This is a genomic window from Paenibacillus chondroitinus NBRC 15376, from assembly GCF_004000765.1.
In the GTDB taxonomy this organism is placed as follows: Bacteria; Bacillota; Bacilli; order Paenibacillales; family NBRC-103111; genus Paenibacillus_E; species Paenibacillus_E chondroitinus.
The window spans coordinates 94,614-110,749 of record NZ_BILW01000012.1 but is presented as its reverse complement, the minus strand read 5'-3'; the positions used below and the strand labels follow the sequence as shown (position 1 = coordinate 110,749).

Sequence of the window (16,136 nt, the reverse complement as noted above, 5' to 3'; positions counted from 1 at the left end):
TTTTTCAATCGTTGAAGAACCTAGAATGACTAGACGTCTACCTTAATGTTCAAAAATAGGCTATAATTAAACCAAGGTTGGCTAGACAAGCTTTTTGATGACTTATGGACTATCAACGTAGAAAGTTTCCTGAAGGAAACGCTAAGGAGGAAGCGGGTTTGGAGTTTAGAGGAGTAATGGGAGGACTTTACAAAATATCAGAATGGATCATGCGTTTATCGGTGATCAATCTTTTATGGATTTTGTGTTCAATTCCGGTTTTCTTTTTTGGTTTTATGGGTTTGGTTAGTCCCTCTCCTGATGGGCTGAAAGCCATGTTACCGATCATCGCAATTTTGGCACCGTTTACTTTATTCCCGGCGACTACTGCCATGTTCGCAGTTGCTAGGAAATGGGTTACTGGAGAAGAAGATGTGCCTTTGCTGAAAACATTTTTTCGCGGATATAAAGAAAATTACGTGCAAAGTATGGTCGGCGGTATTTTCTTTGTTCTCATCTTCGTCATCATTAGCGTGAATTACTTCTTTTACTTAAAACAAGGAAGTTCGCTCAAAATATTGGCCGTTTTGTTCATTGCATTCACGGTCATCATGATCATTTCCTTATTTAATTTCTTTTCCATCATGGTTCACCTGCATATGAAGATCTTTCAGATTTTGAAAAATTCCGTCTTGATTTCCATTGGAAATCCAATCAACTCCATCGTATTGCTGCTTTGTAATGGAGCTATTTTCTACATTTGTGTTACGAAGTTTAATTTCTTCCTTGTTGTATTCTTCATGGGAAGCATTATGGCAACCTTTTCATTCTGGCAGTTTAATCGCAGTTTTACGAAACTGCAAATTAAGCAGCAGGAACTCGAAGAGAAAGAGCAGCAGAAGCTTGAAGAAGCTGAGGCTGAAGCTAACTCGGAAGATTTGGTCGAAGAAGAAACAGAAACTAGAAATTCTACGGTTAGTCTGCATAAAAATGACGAAAAGAATAGAGAATAAAGCTACCAGTTGATTATCAGCCGGTACAGCACTATAATAAGAACTACAAAAGAATCCTGCGATGTACGTAACGGTTTTAAGTTGTTTTAAACCAATGACTGTTTCTAGGGAGACCTAAATCGAAGTGTGGCTGACATGCCCTCGAAAGGGGACCTCAAATACACTTCTGCGGACACCCACCTGCGAGAGCGGGTTTGAAGCACAAAAACCGGACGGCATAGGCGGGTTTCTTTGCGTCTCTATTATACAAATAAAGCGGTTGATCAGGAAGGTTTCCTGTTCAACCGCTTTTTCAGTTCTTACAATTAGGATTGACCGGCAAGGTCGGTTAATTGGTGGAAAGTGTTTTGCAGCGTGCCGTATAGGCCGCGGTAAATTTGATAATAAGCTTCATATTTATTTTGATTATCTATATTCGGCTCTACACGATCTGTGACTTGGATCCATTTCTCACAAAGCGAAGTAATGTCCTCTCCAAGGACTCCTGAAGCAGCCATGATGGCAGCGCCATAAGCAGGCCCGTCTGTAGAATTAACGGTGACAACAGGGATTCCGAAGATGTCGGCAATCATTTGACGCCAGAACGGGCTTCTAGCACCGCCGCCGTTCACGCGAAGTTCGGTCACCTCGACGCCGGACTCCCTGATTAGTTGAAGAGAGTCGCGCAGCCCAAACGTAATGCCTTCAAGAACGGCGCGGGTCAGATGCGCTTTGCCATGTCTGAGATTCAGGCCGATGAAGGCGCCGCGGGCTTTGGGGTCTGGGTGCGGCGTCCGCTCCCCGGACAAGTAGGGCAGGAACAGCAAGCCTTCGCTGCCTAAGGGAGCAGTGGAAGCCTCAGACGTCAAGATCTCGTAGACGTCTTTGCCTTCCTGCTGCGCACGCTCAAGCTCTTCGTGCGCGAAGTGGTTGCGCCACCACTGGAACGAGCCGCCGGCCGCCAGCATAACCCCCATGCGGTGCCATTTGCCAGGCACACCGTGACAGAAGGAATGAAGCCGATACGCTTCATCCACTTGATACGTGTCGTCGTGAACGAAGACGACACCGGACGTGCCGAGCGCCACCGACGCGATGCCTTGGCGGACGACGCCAACACCAACGGCGCCGCATGCTTGGTCTCCGCCGCCGGCTACGATCGGCGTGCCTGCGGTTAGGCCGGTCAGGCTGGCTGCTTCCGGCAGCAGGTGGCCGGCTACGTCGCCGGACTCAAAGAGCGGCGGCAGCCACTCGAGCGGAATCTCCAACCGCTCGGCGACGGTTTGCGACCAGCTGCGGTGCGCGACGTCCAGCAGCAGCGTGCCGCTTGCGTCGGCCATGTCCATGCCGAACGCGCCCGTCAGGCGCAGCCTGACGTAGTCCTTCGGCAGCAGCAGATGCCGAACGCGTGCGTAATTCTCCGGCTCATGCTGCCGGAGCCAAATGACCTTGGGCGCGGTGAAGCCGGTCAGCGCCCGATTGCCTGTAAGTCGGCCGAGTTCGGCTTCGCCGACGGTCGACTCGATGTAAGCGCACTGCTCGGCCGTGCGCTGGTCGCACCAGAGCAGCGCAGGTCGGATGACCTGCTGCGCCTCGTCAAGGAAGACCGACCCGTGCATCTGGCCGGAAAAGCCAATACCTGCAACATCGCTGCCAGGGATGTTTGTTTTCGTTAAGAGCGCGCGGATCCCCTCGACGGTGGCGTTCCACCAGTCCTCAGGATGCTGCTCTGCCCAACCGGGATGCGGCTGTTGAAGCGGATACTCAACGCTATGGCTTCCAACGACGTTACCTGAGTCATCTACAAGAATACATTTAACTGCAGAAGTTCCTAAATCTAACCCCATAAAATACGACATATGCATTCACCCTTTGTTGAAAATAGAATTAGTTTTTCATTATCTTTGTTTGTTTAATAAATATACAAAGATGGATCATCTATATTATTCGGATGAAAACATAAAAATCCTTCTTTTGATGAGATTTTTTTCGTCTATTGCCATATCAAATTCATTTCATACCACTGGACTCCGCCATGCTCTGATGCCGATGGACCAATGTACCTAAATCCATTTCTTTCATAGAATGAAATCAAATGTTTTTCACACATTAAAATAATGCCTTTTAAACCATCATCTTTGGTCTTTCGTATCATTTCTTGGAGGAGATTGGCGGCGATCCCTTGTCGTTGGTAATCAGGATGTACGGCGATCGTCAGCAGGCAAAAATAACGGCCGTTAGGATCATAATCAACACCCTGTTTAATGCTCTCGTCCGAGAGGTCGCTGTGATTCAATTGCACACCATTGGCTACACCAACAATTAGCTGCTCAGAACTTGAGTCGGATTCAGCTACCAGAAAATAGCGCCCGAACACTTCCATCCTCATCTGAAAAGCATCCCACGATGCAGCGGACTCTTTTGTGTATACGGTCATTTCAATATTAAAAGCTGCTTTCAATTCTAAATCATTGGCGATTGGACGAATTTTCATTGTGAAGTTAACTCCTCATTGTTGGTTTTTCCCATGGGAAAATTTATTTCGTATGCACATAAGTGTTTGCCTATAGCATAGTATGGGTTTATATAGTATAATTCTAAATAAAAAGTTTCCTTAGGACAACATTATTGGTCTTACGAAAGAAGGAGATATCTATGTCAATAGCATATAAAGAAGCTGAGCATGAAGGTGAAGGCTGGAAAGGTAAATCCTCGATGCCGAGTTTGCCTGAAGTTCATCAAAGTATGCGAGTACCCAAGAAGGCAGGCTTTTTACGTAAATTGCTTGCATTCGTAGGCCCCGGCTACCTGGTCGCGGTGGGGTATATGGATCCTGGGAACTGGGCGACGGACTTAGCGGGAGGTTCCAAGTTTGGATACACCCTTTTGTCCGTGATCTTAATTTCGAACCTGATGGCTATTCTCTTGCAGGCCTTGGCCGGTCGTTTGGGCATCGTAACAGGACGTGACTTAGCGCAAGCTTGTCGGGATCATTACAGTAAGCCTATATCGTTCGCTTTATGGATTCTATGTGAATTAGCGATTGCAGCCTGTGATTTAGCGGAAGTCATTGGCGCAGCGATTGCCTTGAACTTATTGTTCGGTATTCCGCTAATTTATGGTGTTATATTAACATCGATAGACGTTCTTTTAGTATTGATGCTTCAAAAAAGAGGTTTTCGTTACATTGAAGCCATGGTTATCTCCTTGATGGCACTTATTACTTTTTGTTTTGTCATGGAACTCATCTTTTCTCAACCTGACTTCGCGGCTGTAGCGGCGGGATTCATTCCGACAACTGAAATTGTAACCAATCCTGCTATGTTATATATTGCTCTTGGTATTCTTGGGGCGACGGTTATGCCTCATAATTTATATTTGCATTCATCCATCGTTCAAACACGTAAAATTGAACCAACGATTCAAGGTAAACGCGAGGCAATTAAATTCGCAACGATTGACTCTACAATAGCATTAATGTTAGCCTTGTTCGTCAATGCGGCTATTCTTATTCTTTCTGCGGCAGCTTTTCACTCAGCAGGCAAAGAAGTAGCTGAAATACAGGATGCCTATCATCTGCTAGGGCCTATGTTAGGTACTGGCGCCGCGAGTGTATTGTTTGCTGTTGCGTTGCTAGCTTCAGGGCAAAATTCAACGCTCACAGGGACATTAGCCGGACAAATCGTCATGGAAGGCTTTCTGAATATCCGTCTTTCACCGTGGCTTCGCCGTTTGATTACCCGCATGATTGCAATCATTCCGGCGGTCATTGTGATTGGCATCTATGGGGAAAGCGGCGCTACGGATTTGCTTATTCTAAGTCAAGTCATTTTGTCTTTGCAGCTTTCCTTTGCTGTCATTCCGCTAGTGAAGTTCACTTCTGACCGCAAAAAAATGGGTGAACTTATCACACCGAAGTGGATGATTGTGCTTAGCTGGATCGTAGCGGTCTTAATTGCAGGTCTAAATGCCTATTTGCTTTATAGCACCTTTTTTGGAAATTAATGAGTAAATCTGTCTAAATGACTGTGGAGTAATCCTACCGATTTCATTTTCCCTCTTTTTCTTATCCCCAAACAGTGGTAATATAGAGAGCAGTGTAGAGAAGGCAAGCGGTCTAAATGCACTTCATTGAAGGGGGAAAAGGCTTTTGCTTAAGAGAACTTTAATCGGATTACTTCGCAGTCACGAAACGACCGGAGATAAAGCCAAAGATCCTTTGCTGAAAACAAGGTATTATAAGCTTCCCAAAGAGCAGGTATGGGAAGAGGTTACGGCAGTTTTGAAGAAGACACCGGGTTATAAGCTGCTCCATGAAGTCCAAAGTGTAGGCGAAATTCTCGCAGAACGTAAAACAATGACAGGCAGAACACAGGATGTTACTTTGACACTGTTCGCGATTAATCCCGTGAAAACGGCAGTGGATATTTATTCTGCATCCCGCGGCTCGATGGGGGACCTTGGTTCCAACTACCGTACGATTATAGATATTTATAAACAATTAGACCGTAAACTAGCTCAATATAAAATTGAAGGATAATAAAAACAGCAGGGAAGCTTGGCCTCCTTGCTGTTTTATTTGTTTCTATTAAATTAATTTTTTAACAGCTGCTACAGCTGCTTCATAGTTAGGGTGAGCTGTCATTTCGCCCAGGTATTCCACGTATTGAACGGTGTCGTTAGCGTCGATAACGAAGATTGAACGCATATCAAGTTGAAGCTCTTTGATCAATACGCCATATGCTTCACCGAAGGATTTTGTTTTGTAATCGGACAAAGTGATAACTTTGTCGATTCCAGCTGCTCCGCACCAACGGGATTGTGCGAAAGGAAGATCAACGCTAATTGTCAGTACAGTGACATTGTCACCTAGGCCAGCTGCTTCTTCATTGAAGCGGCGAGTTTGTGCGTCACAAACACCTGTGTCCAAGGATGGAACTACGCTGATCAGCTTTACTTTACCAGCATAATCTGCCAAGGTTACTTGTGTCATCAAGTCTTTGTTCACAGTGAAGTTAGGTGCTTTGTCACCTACTTTAATTTCAGGTCCCACCAAGGTGATCGGATTGCCTTTGATTGTAGCAACACCAGTACGGTCTTGAGCCATTTGAACAGTTCCTCCTTTGATTTCCATGCAATTTAACAACTTTTTCATTATAAGCTTTTTGAAGTTAGGTTGTCCAATTGAAGCTGTGAGGCTATAATTTAAATGCATAAAATGTTGACAGATTCGTAATCCTGTAAGAAAAGTCGGGGGATTCATCCAAGTGGAATTAAGACAATTGCAGTATTTTGTGAAAGTTGCAAGGAAGCAGCACGTGACTCAAGCGGCAGAAGAAATGCATGTGGCTCAGTCCGCTGTTAGCCGCCAAATTCATCTGTTAGAAGAAGAGCTTGGCGTGAATTTATTTGTTCAAAAAGGGCGTAACCTGCATCTGACCTCGGTTGGTCATTTATTTTTAAGCCGCATCGAGGGGATATTGACGGATCTGGAGCGCGCCGTTGGTGAGATGCATGAATTTCTCGATCCGGAGGCGGGGGAAATTCGTATTGGTTTCCCGCACAGCTTGGTTATTAATTTACTCCCAGCTGTTGTTGCCTCATTTAAGAAGGATCATCCTAATGTGAAATTTCGGCTTCGCCAAGGGACGTACACGTCTTTGATTCGAGATGTTACGAAAGGTGAGATCGACCTCGCTTTTATTTCGCCATTTCCAGAGTCCCATGAGCATGTGACAGGGGAATTACTGCTGACGGAAGAATTATATGCGATTATTCCGGCCAATCATATCCTGGCTGATTATACGTCGATTCGTCTTGAGCAGCTTAAACATGAGAACTTTGTTATGTTTAGTGAAGAGTACACGCTGCGTTCTATTGTCATGGAGGCATGCTTGAAGGCTGGTTTCGTTCCGAAAATCGAATTCGAGGGGGAAGAGACGGATACCATTCGTGGTCTCGTTGCCGCGGGCATGGGGGTCAGTTTGCTGCCTGCGATGGCGCTGATTGAAGGCGGTCAGATGCAGCCTGCCAAAATCCGTGTTACCGATCCGCAAGTAACGCGTACAGTAGGTTTGATAAGCCGGAAAGGTGAAAAGCTTCCATTGGTAGCTGAAGTGTTCAGACGCTTTCTGCAAGAATATTTCCAATAATAAAAGCTCTCCCGTGTGCTGCTTACGCTGCAACGCCATGGAGAGCTTTTTGTATTAATCGTCGTTGTTCCGACCTGTAAATATCATGATATATTTCAGTAGCTCAAGCACGGAGATTAACGCTGCGGCGACATAAGTAAGTGCAGCTGCATTAAGGACCTTGGCTACTCCGCGTTCTTCCTGATTGGAGATGAATCCCTCGGAAACCATCAAATCACGGGCTCTGGAGCTGGCGTTGAACTCAACCGGCAAGGTAACCAGTTGGAAGGCGACGGCTGCTGCGAAAAAGATAATGCCCAGACCAAGAAGCCATGGAATCTGTTGGAACAAGAACCCCGCTAATATTAGAAGTGGAGCTACGCCGGATGCAAAATTTACGACAGGGAACATGTAATGTCGTGCAACGAGCATAGGATAATGTACTTTGTGTTGAATCGCATGCCCAACTTCGTGACAGGCGACGGAAACGGCTGATATGGAGCTTTCATAATAGACGGGCTCTGATAATCGAACAACTCTAGCTGTCGGGTCGTAGTGGTCTGTTAACGTGCCTCGTACGGCTTCAACAGGGACATCATAGAGCCCGTTGGCATCCAGCATCCGACGTGCGGCCTGGGCGCCTGTCATACCTGAGTAGACAGGGACACTGGACCATTTGTTGAATGTTCCGCGAACTCTGAACGAAGCCCACAAAGAAAGAGCGAATGCAATAATAATGAGAAAATCCATTGGGTGAAAAAATAACATTTCACATGCCTCCGTAATTCGTTATGAGAACGGATTTTTACCTAGAAGAACAATTAATGCTTCAATGCATGCTGCGGTTGGTTGCGTTAGGATGCGATAGAGCTTTTTGAGCTGATTTGGCTTCAGCTGTTGGATAATAGGCCCAAGTTCTTTGGCTTCCTTCATTAACTGTTCAAGATGAAGCTGAATTGATGTCAGCTTATCTCTCACTGTGTCATCTTGGGATACCTTGCTCCATTGCTGTAAGTTTGCTTTGATCTCCTCTAGGGTATATTTCTCGTTCTTCATAGTTTCAATACGTTTAAGTCGATTCAAAGTTTCATCGCTATAAAGTCGGTAGTTCGTATCGGATCTTTTCTCAGGCTCGATCAAGTTAAGCTTGGTGTAGTAATCAATGGTTCGAGAACTAACATCGGCAAGTTTGGCAAGTTCCCCGATTTTATATAGCTTCTCATTTTCCATGTTTCATTCACCTCTACTCCAATGTCATATAATAAATTCCTTCTATATAATAATGATACCTGATTACAAACCGTACAGTCAAACGTGATGCTTATGCTATCATACCTGACGAGGGTTCAAAGGTAGGAATCTTCACATTTTTCACAAAAAATTAATGAAAACACGAATTATGCCTGTTCGATGTCAGGTTATTTTTCGTTTTTTTCATTTTTTTAGAGAAAATCCTATTGTCAAACCCATATAACCTGTATATAATGACATTAAGAGTTTCATTATATGTTATTTAATCTAACATTAAAGGAAGTGGTCGTATGGTTAAGAAGTTGTTGTTAGCTTTTGGTGTCATGGCCCTGCTGTTCCCTACTCTCGCATTTGCTGCAGATGAAGCGACAGTTCCCCAATTGCAAAGTGCAATCGATGCCGTTTGGGTCATGTTAGCCGCAATTTTAGTTATCTTCATGCAAGCTGGTTTCGCCTTATTAGAAGCAGGGTCGACTAGAATGAAAAATGCCGGTCACGTAGCCGGTAAAACAATCTTAACCTTCGGACTATGTGCCATTGCATTCTGGGCTGTTGGCTTCGGTTTCGCCTTCGGTGATGGCAATGCCTTCTTCGGAACAACAGGGTTCTTCGTTACTGGCTTGGAAGATCAAGCTACAGCGGCATTCGGGGCGTTATCTGCTTCTGACGTACCGATCGGAATCAAATTCTTATTCCAACTGGCTTTCGCAGGTGTATCCTTGGCGATTGCTTGGGGTGGATTCGCAGAAAGAGCGAAGCTTCCGGTTTACTTTATCTTCGGAATTTTGTTCACTGTCGTGATTTATCCAATCGTTGCTCACTGGGTATGGGGTGGCGGCTGGTTGAGTAAGCTTGGTATGCAAGATTTCGCCGGTTCAACGGTCGTTCACTTACAAGGTGCGACAGCAGCTCTGGTAGCTACGATCTTGTTAAAACCACGGATTGGCAAATATAATAAAGATAAAACGCCAAATCTGATTCCTGGTCATAACCAAGTGTTGTCTGTTCTCGGTGTTATCATTCTTTGGATCGGTTGGTTCGGATTCAACCCAGGTAGTACGCTAAGTGCAATGGGGGATGGATTCTTCGGTTACATCGCTTTGACAACGAACATGGCTGCTGCGGCTGGTGGTGTTGCTGCACTGATCATTTCCTGGATGTACTTTGGTAAAGCGGATATTCCTAGCATGTTGAATGGTGTTCTTGCAGCCCTTGTTGCAATTACAGCAGCGTGTGCGTTCGTAGATACTTGGGCTGCGATTGTTATCGGTGCGGTAGCAGGTATTGTAACTTTCTTCACGGCGCAATGGTTTGAAAAAGCTGGTATTGACGATCCGATCTACGCTTTCTCTGTACATGGTATCGCTGGTATCTGGGGTACGCTTTCCACGGGTCTGTTCGCAACTCCTGATCTTTCGGCTAAAGTTGGTGTCGGTGGCGCGGGGTTATTCTACGGAGGCGGTTTGCACCAACTAGGTATTCAAGCGCTTGGCGTTTTCGGAGCATTGGCATTCGTACTTGTTTTATCCTTCATTATCTTAGGAATTCTTAAAGCTACAGTTGGTCTGCGTGTAACAGAAGAAGAAGAAATCATTGGTCTGGACTTGTCTGAACATGGTTCATACGGTTACCCAGAGCAAATGAAAAAAGCAGCTCAAAACGGCGTGTCCGTTTAAAATCACTTAACTTTTTACTTGGGCAAAGGGGATGCAACATGAAACATCTCTCAATGGAACAGATCCTGGAGCGTATCTATCTATCGGAACAGTTCGATGAGATGCGAATAACCAGAGATCAGGTGCATGAGATGTTTCGGGAGCATCTCCTTTTCTCTCATACACCGGAATTAGGTCGAAAAGTGAACGCTGTTCACGATGCTTTTATACAAAGAACGATCGAGCTTGCTGAACACATTTTAGAAGATGAAGGCTTTGGGAGACCGCCTGTGCCGTATGCTTTTATCCTGTACGGTAGCGGAGGGCGAAGTGAACAAACGCTTTGGAGCGATCAGGACAACGGGCTTGTATATGCGGAAAGCGATCAGCATCCAAAGGAAGAAGTAGAAGAATACTTCATTAAATTGGTTGATTGCATCTTGAAAGGTCTAGACGCGTTAGGATACCCGCCGTGTGAAGGTAATGTTGTATCTAGCAATATACAATGGCGTAAGTCGTTATCAGAGTATACCCAAATGATGCTGGAATGGCTGCGGGAACCGGAGTGGGAAAATATCCGGTACCTGCTTATTATGGCGGATATGCGGTGTATATACGGATCGCAAAATTTAGTCGATCAACTGAAGGATACGTTTTTAACCTATGTTCGGGAGAACTCGGGCATTCTGAACGATTTATTATCGAATACGCTCCACCACAAAATATCGTTAGGTGTCTTTGGTCAGTTGATTACGGAGAGGTACGGCGAAGATGCTGGTGGTTTTGATATCAAATATGGCGCTTATATTCCTATCGTGAATGGTATACGCCTACTCGCTATTCAAGCTGGAATCATGCACTCATCCACGCTGCAAAGGATAAAGTCTCTAAAGGAAAGTGGTTTTATACCAGATCAATTAGCTGATGAGTGGTTAGAGGCATTTTGCGTAGCACTTAAGCTCAGGGATTTGACGCCTTTCCAATTGGAAAATGAGATGTACACAAGCCGCGGGAGGCTGGCAGCTGATCAATTAACCAAGGAAGTCAAACAGGAATTGAAGCAAAGTTTACGTGCCGGGATTGAACTGCAAAAGTATGTCAAAAGGTCGATTGTTTCACACATAGAGAGAGAAAAGGGTTAGATGGATCGGAATGCATTTTTTCTTGTGTTGGAGAGGTGAGTTGAGATGAAAGATATGCGGCCTGGCGGACGTATGTGGCAGTTATACAAAATGGGGGGGCTGACACCGGCTATAACCTCCATGTTTGATGTGCAAAGTGCCCAGCAGATGGCTTTTATTCGCTCGATGTTAAAAGAACAGCGGAAGGACTCCCTGTTTGAAATACCGCTGCACTCGATGGAAATTGTAGTTTTTGATTTGGAAACGACGGGGTTCTCTCCTTATAATGGTGATGAAATTATTTCTTTCGGCGGCGTCTCCGTTATCGGCGGTGAAGTTCAGAGGGATCATACTTTCTATAGTATGGTAAATCCGAAACGTAAAATTCCAGAAGACATCGTTGAACTAACAGGGATTACGAATGAGATGGTAGCGGATGCGCCTGAATTGATCGGCGTTTTGAGCGATTTTCTGGAGTTTGTCCAGCAGCGAATTTTGGTGGCTCATGCAACCGGACATGATAAAAACTTTCTGAATTCTGCGCTCTGGCGAACTTCTAAGGTCAGTTTGTCGCATCGTGTATTGGATACGATGATGATTGCGAAGTGGCTGATGCCAAAAAGGAAAAATTTAAGCTTGGATTCTTTGCTTCATGCTTATGATATACCAGTTACTCAGCGTCATCATGCCCTGGAGGACTCCTTGATGACAGCGGAGCTGTGGTCCCGATTCATGGAGGAGATCAAAGCTAGAAATGTCGATACTTTGGGTGATCTATATGCCCTCTTAAGCCATCATTGACCGATTACAAACGCGAGTTTGTGATAATCGGTTGATGAGGCTTTTTTTATTTGATAAACCATTAACTCAGGGGTATCTGGGTTCATCAAAGAGAGGATCCAATGAGTAGGAATCGTATGCCAAAGGGTTTGCAAATCCGCGGCGGATGGAACCGCGGAAGCTGTTGGATGTGAGTGGAATAAGCCAATTACAGGTTTATAGTTATTTGTTAAATAGGGAATCATCTCCGCCGGGTCCAACTCGAAATGAATTCGAGGATGGGAGGAGCAATTCCGCATGGGAACAAACGAAGAGGCTAGAAGCTCTTCGTTTGGGCTCGTAGATTTGCCTAATATGAGGCCGCATGCTTCCTCCGGCATCATTTGCCGGCTGAAATGCAGCAGCTGATTGAAGAGTTCTTTTTTTAAATATACGGTCATTGGCGCCCCCACCTTAAAATGAGACTAAGATTGAGGCTAGTATATCATGCTTTTCCCTTCAGTTCTTCATTCGGTTTGATGCAGAAAAAGACGAGCACTAACATCAGCAGAGCCATTGAGGCTACTGTTATGAACAAGGTTTTATGTGACATATTCATGAGCCATCCGAATAATGGCGGACCGAATGCGACGCCGATAAAGCGAAGGCTGTTGTACAAAGATGTGATCATCCCGCGCTGATCGCGTTCCACAGAACCGGTGATCATGGTATTTAAACAGGGGAGCAGGAGCCCTGTGCCTATTCCGCTAAGCGATAGAAGCCCTATGAACACATACAGGTTCGTATTGAGAAAAATTGCTAATGTTAAGGAGACTGTCATCAGAATCAGTCCGATGTTCATTAACCATCGCATCAACGTGCCATTTTGTTTAATTTTGGCGCCGGTTGTGTACGATGTTATGACCATGCAAAGCAGGGGGACGGCCAGTACGAGCCCTTTGCGGACTCCTTCAATGCTGTAGGGTTTTTCTTCTAGGATTTGAGACAAATAGAAGAGCACGCCGAACAGAATGAATAAAGTAATCGAACCGGCGAAAAAGGCAGGGATAAGCCAACGTCCTTTTTCTCGCAGGATATCTCTGATTTGCTTTAAATACGTGCCAAGAGGTTCTGCTTTTTTCTCATTTGGAGGTTCTTTAATCATGAAAATAACAGCCAGCAAAGCTAATACACAAAAGATCGGAAACGCGAAAAAAGGGGCAAACCAGATGAGCATGGCAAGTAATGAGCCTAATATCGGACTAACCACCTTGCCTGCTCCGTTGGAAGCTTCTATAAGCCCTAGTGCTTTGCTTGCATCTCCGCCTTTGTATAGATCGCCGACTAATGCCATGGCTATAGGGGCTGTACCGGCCGCTCCAAGGCCTTGTATGGCACGTGCAGTGATCAGGATGGGGTAAGAGTGCCAAACAGCCCCGAAGCCTGCCAGAACACCAGCTGCCCCGTACACGATAAGCGATGGAATGATGACGGATTTCCGCGTAAAGCGATCGGACAAATAGCCGGATACCGGAATAATGATGCCTGCAGCAATCGAGAAAAGTGTAATGACAAGGGAGCTTTGGAAGCGGGAGATGCCCATCTTTTCCTGTAGATCGGGTAAAATGGGGACTAGCATGGAATTCCCTAAGACGAGAACTAAAGGAATTGTTGCTAACGCAATGTATTCCCATATGGAGCCTTTGCTTGACTTATCCTTGGACTTGTTGTTCGTTTTGTTGTTTGATGCGTTGTTCGAGTCGTTGCTGGCATGATCGCTAAATCTGTTTTTGGTCCTGACGTTGGGGATTGCAACTTTGTTCACTTTGATTATTCCTTTCAGAGTAATTAGTAGACTTACTTTTCCCGTAAATGGGGAAAGCATACTTTGTTGATTTGCCGATGTTGGAAATTAGGCTGAATTGGAGATAATATAGACAATGGAGGTGAACACATTTTTGAAAAAGAATGTCTTTGTAATTGTATTGGTCGTAGTATTAGCCGGGATAGCTATTTATCAAAACGCCCAGCATAAGAATAAACAGACCCTAATGCCAACAGAACAAGCGCCTCAGGTGAATTTCCTTGCCCCTGCGTTTACCTTGACTGGGCTTGATGGAAAGGCGTACACGATTGGTGGTCCGCGCGAGAAGCCTTTGCTCGTTAATTTCTGGGCATCCTGGTGTGGTCCGTGTGAGGAAGAAGCGCCGGATCTGGTGAATGTATATAACAAATACGAAGGACAGTTTGATCTGTATGCGGTGAATGTGACGCCTGGGGATAAAATGGAGAATATCAAAAAGTTCGTGGAAACGTATAAATACCCTTTCCCGGTGCTGTTGGACAAGCAAGGAACGAACGCGGATGCGTACCGGGTTGTTGCGATTCCAACGAGTTTTCTGATTGATAAAAATGGCGTCGTTCGTGAGGTTATTCACGTGCTTTCGCCAAAAGAACTGGATAAGAAGATTGCGGGTCTCATCAAGGGATGACAAAAAAGCTGCAAGTTAGCCTCAGAGGGCCAATTTGCAGCTTTTGTCTGTGTATAGTTTTAGTGATTGATCAAACCAAGTCTCTCGTTCTGCTCTTTGTTGACGGGCTCAACACGTTGTCTGCTGATGAGCGCATAACGCAAGCTGTCCACAAGCGCATACCAGCTCGCTTCGATGATGTTACTGGACACACCTAATGTGTTCCAAGTTGTGTTAAAGTCTGTCGTTTCCATCAGGACGCGAACTTTACCGGCTGTTGCGCCTTTCTCGTCAAGGACACGAACTTTATAGTCCGATAGGTGGACGTTCTTGATATCCGGGTAATATTGGATAAGTGCTTTGCGTAAAGCGTTATCCAAGGCGTTGACCGGACCGTTTCCTTCCGCTGCAGTGTAGATCGTTTCGCCATGCACCTTAACCTTGACGATGGCTTCCGATACGACGGATTGGTTGGCCGATTTCTCAACAAGCATTTTAAACGATTCTAAAGTGAAAATTTCTTCAAGCCCTTCAAATGCTTCACGCAGCAGCAGCTCAAGTGTCGCATCCGCTCCCTCGAACTGGTAGCCTTGATGTTCGAGATCTTTGATCTTCTCGATCACTTGTTTGGTTTTCTGAGGCTCTTTATCGAAGTCTAAGTTCAGCTCTTGCGCTTTGACAAGCACGTTGCTTTGGCCAGCAAGCTCTGAGACAAGGACTCGCTGTTTGTTGCCGACGAGCTCTGGTTTCGTGTGCTCATACGTACTTGCGTCTTTCAGAATCGCAGATACGTGAATACCGCCTTTGTGGGCGAATGCAGCGTTACCGACATAAGGCTGATTGATCGGCATATGCATGTTGGCAATTTCGCTGATATACCTGGAAACCGGTGTTAATGTTTTCAATTGTTCATCAGTGATTACGTGGTATCCCAGCTTCAGTTGAAGGTTAGGGATAATCGAGCTCAAGTTTGCGTTCCCGCAGCGCTCGCCATAGCCGTTAATTGTGCCTTGAACCTGTCCGGCACCGGCTTGAACGGCAGCAAGGCTGTTGGCTACACCTAACTCGCAGTCGTTATGTGCATGAATGCCAACAGGCGTTGATACATGCTGTTTCACCGCGGTCACGATTGCGGTTACTTCACCAGGGAGCGAACCTCCATTGGTATCACATAATACGATCCAGTCTGCACCGGCATCTTGGGCTTTTTTGATCGTTTGCAAAGCGTATTCAGGGTTGTTTTTGTAGCCGTCAAAGAAATGTTCTGCATCATAAATGACTTCTAATCCGGAGCTTTTCAAAAAAAGTACGGAGTCATAGATCATGGCCAGGTTTTCTTCGAGAGTCGTTTGAATCGCTGTATGCACGTGGAAGTCCCATGACTTCCCGAAGATGGTTGCTACCTGCGCACCTGATTCAACAAGTCTGTTCAGATTAATGTCGTCTGAAGCAAGGGAATCTTTGCGCCTTGTGCTTCCGAAAGCGGTAATCTTGGCATTGGTGAACTTCATGTCGCGAACACGCTCAAAGAATTCAATGTCTTTGCTGTTGCTGCCCGGCCATCCGCCTTCAATATAATGAACCCCAAGCTCATCGAGCTTACGGGCAATTTTAATTTTATCCTCAACAGATAAGCTGATGCCTTCTCCTTGAGTTCCGTCTCTTAGGGTAGTGTCGAAGATTTTGACTGATGTTGGCATGGGTTCCTCCTTCAAAAGCTGGCAAAAATGACTTGGATACGTATGTGTAGGTTAATATGCTTGCTTTAAAGCGCTAA

The 16,136-nt window shown here is 45.4% G+C and carries 16 protein-coding genes and 1 other RNA gene; 9 read left to right on the top strand and 8 right to left on the bottom strand.

Translation table 11 applies throughout. The features are described 5' to 3' along the window. The first annotated feature begins 158 nt into the window (after positions 1-158). Positions 159-992, top strand: coding sequence for a YesL family protein (locus PCH02S_RS15695; RefSeq protein ID WP_127454584.1), 834 nt, complete (start codon positions 159-161; stop codon positions 990-992). A gap of 50 nt (positions 993-1,042) precedes the next feature. Then, positions 1,043-1,224: non-coding RNA, 6S RNA (gene ssrS / locus PCH02S_RS15690), on the top strand. 73 nt (positions 1,225-1,297) lie between these two features. Here the strand turns inward: ssrS and xylB are convergent. Further along, positions 1,298-2,818 carry a xylulokinase gene (xylB, locus tag PCH02S_RS15685; protein WP_246069110.1) on the bottom strand — a complete coding sequence of 507 codons (1,521 nt, stop codon included), beginning with the start codon at positions 2,816-2,818 and terminating at the stop codon, positions 1,298-1,300. Positions 2,819-2,964: 146 nt separating this feature from the next. Continuing rightward, a complete protein-coding gene (locus PCH02S_RS15680) occupies positions 2,965-3,465 on the bottom strand; it encodes a GNAT family N-acetyltransferase (RefSeq protein ID WP_127454580.1) in 501 nt (166 codons plus the stop codon). 161 nt (positions 3,466-3,626) lie between these two features. On the opposite strand from PCH02S_RS15680, the gene PCH02S_RS15675 reads away from it, so the two are divergent. Both PCH02S_RS15675 and PCH02S_RS15670 read left to right on the top strand, forming a co-directional pair. Further along, entirely contained in the window at positions 3,627-4,976 is a 1,350-nt protein-coding gene (locus tag PCH02S_RS15675) for an Nramp family divalent metal transporter (RefSeq protein ID WP_127454578.1), read from the top strand. Between the two features lie 145 nt (positions 4,977-5,121). Beyond that, positions 5,122-5,511 (top strand): DUF1499 domain-containing protein, encoded by a 390-nt coding sequence (locus tag PCH02S_RS15670; protein ID WP_127454576.1) that lies wholly within the window; start codon positions 5,122-5,124, stop codon positions 5,509-5,511. Between the two features lie 48 nt (positions 5,512-5,559). Here PCH02S_RS15670 and tpx read toward each other — a convergent pair whose 3' ends face one another. Continuing rightward, positions 5,560-6,078 carry a thiol peroxidase gene (gene tpx, locus PCH02S_RS15665; protein ID WP_127454574.1) on the bottom strand — a complete coding sequence of 173 codons (519 nt, stop codon included), beginning with the start codon at positions 6,076-6,078 and terminating at the stop codon, positions 5,560-5,562. A 160-nt stretch (positions 6,079-6,238) separates the two neighbouring features. On the opposite strand from tpx, the gene PCH02S_RS15660 reads away from it, so the two are divergent. Further along, positions 6,239-7,123 carry a LysR family transcriptional regulator gene (locus PCH02S_RS15660; RefSeq protein WP_127454572.1) on the top strand — a complete coding sequence of 295 codons (885 nt, stop codon included), beginning with the start codon at positions 6,239-6,241 and terminating at the stop codon, positions 7,121-7,123. 54 nt (positions 7,124-7,177) lie between these two features. On the opposite strand, the gene PCH02S_RS15655 is transcribed toward PCH02S_RS15660, so the two are convergent. Both PCH02S_RS15655 and PCH02S_RS15650 read right to left on the bottom strand, forming a co-directional pair. After that, the gene (locus PCH02S_RS15655; RefSeq protein WP_127454570.1) at positions 7,178-7,870 is read right to left on the bottom strand and encodes a zinc metallopeptidase; all 693 of its coding nucleotides are present in this window, start codon (positions 7,868-7,870) and stop codon (positions 7,178-7,180) included. 21 nt (positions 7,871-7,891) lie between these two features. Beyond that, positions 7,892-8,332: a MerR family transcriptional regulator gene (locus tag PCH02S_RS15650; RefSeq protein WP_127454568.1), complete on the bottom strand. Its 441-nt coding sequence runs from the start codon at positions 8,330-8,332 to the stop codon at positions 7,892-7,894. Between the two features lie 311 nt (positions 8,333-8,643). On the opposite strand from PCH02S_RS15650, the gene PCH02S_RS15645 reads away from it, so the two are divergent. From PCH02S_RS15645 to PCH02S_RS15635, 3 genes are read left to right on the top strand one after another with little or no spacing between them, the layout of a single operon-like run. After that, positions 8,644-10,029, top strand: a complete 1,386-nt coding sequence (locus PCH02S_RS15645) for an ammonium transporter (RefSeq protein WP_127454566.1) — start codon at positions 8,644-8,646, stop codon at positions 10,027-10,029. Positions 10,030-10,067: 38 nt separating this feature from the next. After that, the gene (locus PCH02S_RS15640; RefSeq protein WP_127454564.1) at positions 10,068-11,150 is read left to right on the top strand and encodes a DUF294 nucleotidyltransferase-like domain-containing protein; all 1,083 of its coding nucleotides are present in this window, start codon (positions 10,068-10,070) and stop codon (positions 11,148-11,150) included. A 45-nt stretch (positions 11,151-11,195) separates the two neighbouring features. Next, a complete protein-coding gene (locus tag PCH02S_RS15635; protein WP_127454562.1) occupies positions 11,196-11,930 on the top strand; it encodes an exonuclease domain-containing protein in 735 nt (244 codons plus the stop codon). Here the strand turns inward: PCH02S_RS15635 and PCH02S_RS15630 are convergent. After that, entirely contained in the window at positions 11,924-12,349 is a 426-nt protein-coding gene (locus PCH02S_RS15630) for a M67 family metallopeptidase (protein WP_127454560.1), read from the bottom strand. The genes PCH02S_RS15635 and PCH02S_RS15630 overlap by 7 nt on opposite strands. Positions 12,350-12,393: 44 nt before the next feature. After that, positions 12,394-13,713 (bottom strand): MFS transporter, encoded by a 1,320-nt coding sequence (locus tag PCH02S_RS15625; RefSeq protein WP_268597834.1) that lies wholly within the window; start codon positions 13,711-13,713, stop codon positions 12,394-12,396. Positions 13,714-13,846: 133 nt separating this feature from the next. On the opposite strand from PCH02S_RS15625, the gene PCH02S_RS15620 reads away from it, so the two are divergent. Further along, positions 13,847-14,380, top strand: a complete 534-nt coding sequence (locus PCH02S_RS15620; RefSeq protein WP_127454556.1) for a TlpA family protein disulfide reductase — start codon at positions 13,847-13,849, stop codon at positions 14,378-14,380. A 59-nt stretch (positions 14,381-14,439) separates the two neighbouring features. Here PCH02S_RS15620 and cimA read toward each other — a convergent pair whose 3' ends face one another. After that, a complete protein-coding gene (cimA, locus tag PCH02S_RS15615) occupies positions 14,440-16,059 on the bottom strand; it encodes a citramalate synthase (RefSeq protein ID WP_127454554.1) in 1,620 nt (539 codons plus the stop codon). Positions 16,060-16,136 lie beyond the last annotated feature (77 nt).

Excerpts from the sequence above, each read along its gene's own strand:
- xylB (WP_246069110.1), bottom strand. The coding sequence starts at position 2,818 with ATGGGGTTAGATTTAGGAACTTCTGCAGTTAAATGTATTCTTGTAGAT.
- PCH02S_RS15680 (WP_127454580.1), bottom strand. The coding sequence starts at position 3,465 with ATGAAAATTCGTCCAATCGCCAATGATTTAGAATTGAAAGCAGCTTTT.
- PCH02S_RS15675 (WP_127454578.1), top strand. The coding sequence starts at position 3,627 with ATGTCAATAGCATATAAAGAAGCTGAGCATGAAGGTGAAGGCTGGAAA.
- tpx (WP_127454574.1), bottom strand. The coding sequence starts at position 6,078 with ATGGCTCAAGACCGTACTGGTGTTGCTACAATCAAAGGCAATCCGATC.
- PCH02S_RS15655 (WP_127454570.1), bottom strand. The coding sequence starts at position 7,870 with ATGTTATTTTTTCACCCAATGGATTTTCTCATTATTATTGCATTCGCT.
- PCH02S_RS15650 (WP_127454568.1), bottom strand. The coding sequence starts at position 8,332 with ATGGAAAATGAGAAGCTATATAAAATCGGGGAACTTGCCAAACTTGCC.
- PCH02S_RS15645 (WP_127454566.1), top strand. The coding sequence starts at position 8,644 with ATGGTTAAGAAGTTGTTGTTAGCTTTTGGTGTCATGGCCCTGCTGTTC.
- PCH02S_RS15640 (WP_127454564.1), top strand. The coding sequence starts at position 10,068 with ATGAAACATCTCTCAATGGAACAGATCCTGGAGCGTATCTATCTATCG.
- PCH02S_RS15635 (WP_127454562.1), top strand. The coding sequence starts at position 11,196 with ATGAAAGATATGCGGCCTGGCGGACGTATGTGGCAGTTATACAAAATG.
- PCH02S_RS15630 (WP_127454560.1), bottom strand. The coding sequence starts at position 12,349 with ATGACCGTATATTTAAAAAAAGAACTCTTCAATCAGCTGCTGCATTTC.
- cimA (WP_127454554.1), bottom strand. The coding sequence starts at position 16,059 with ATGCCAACATCAGTCAAAATCTTCGACACTACCCTAAGAGACGGAACT.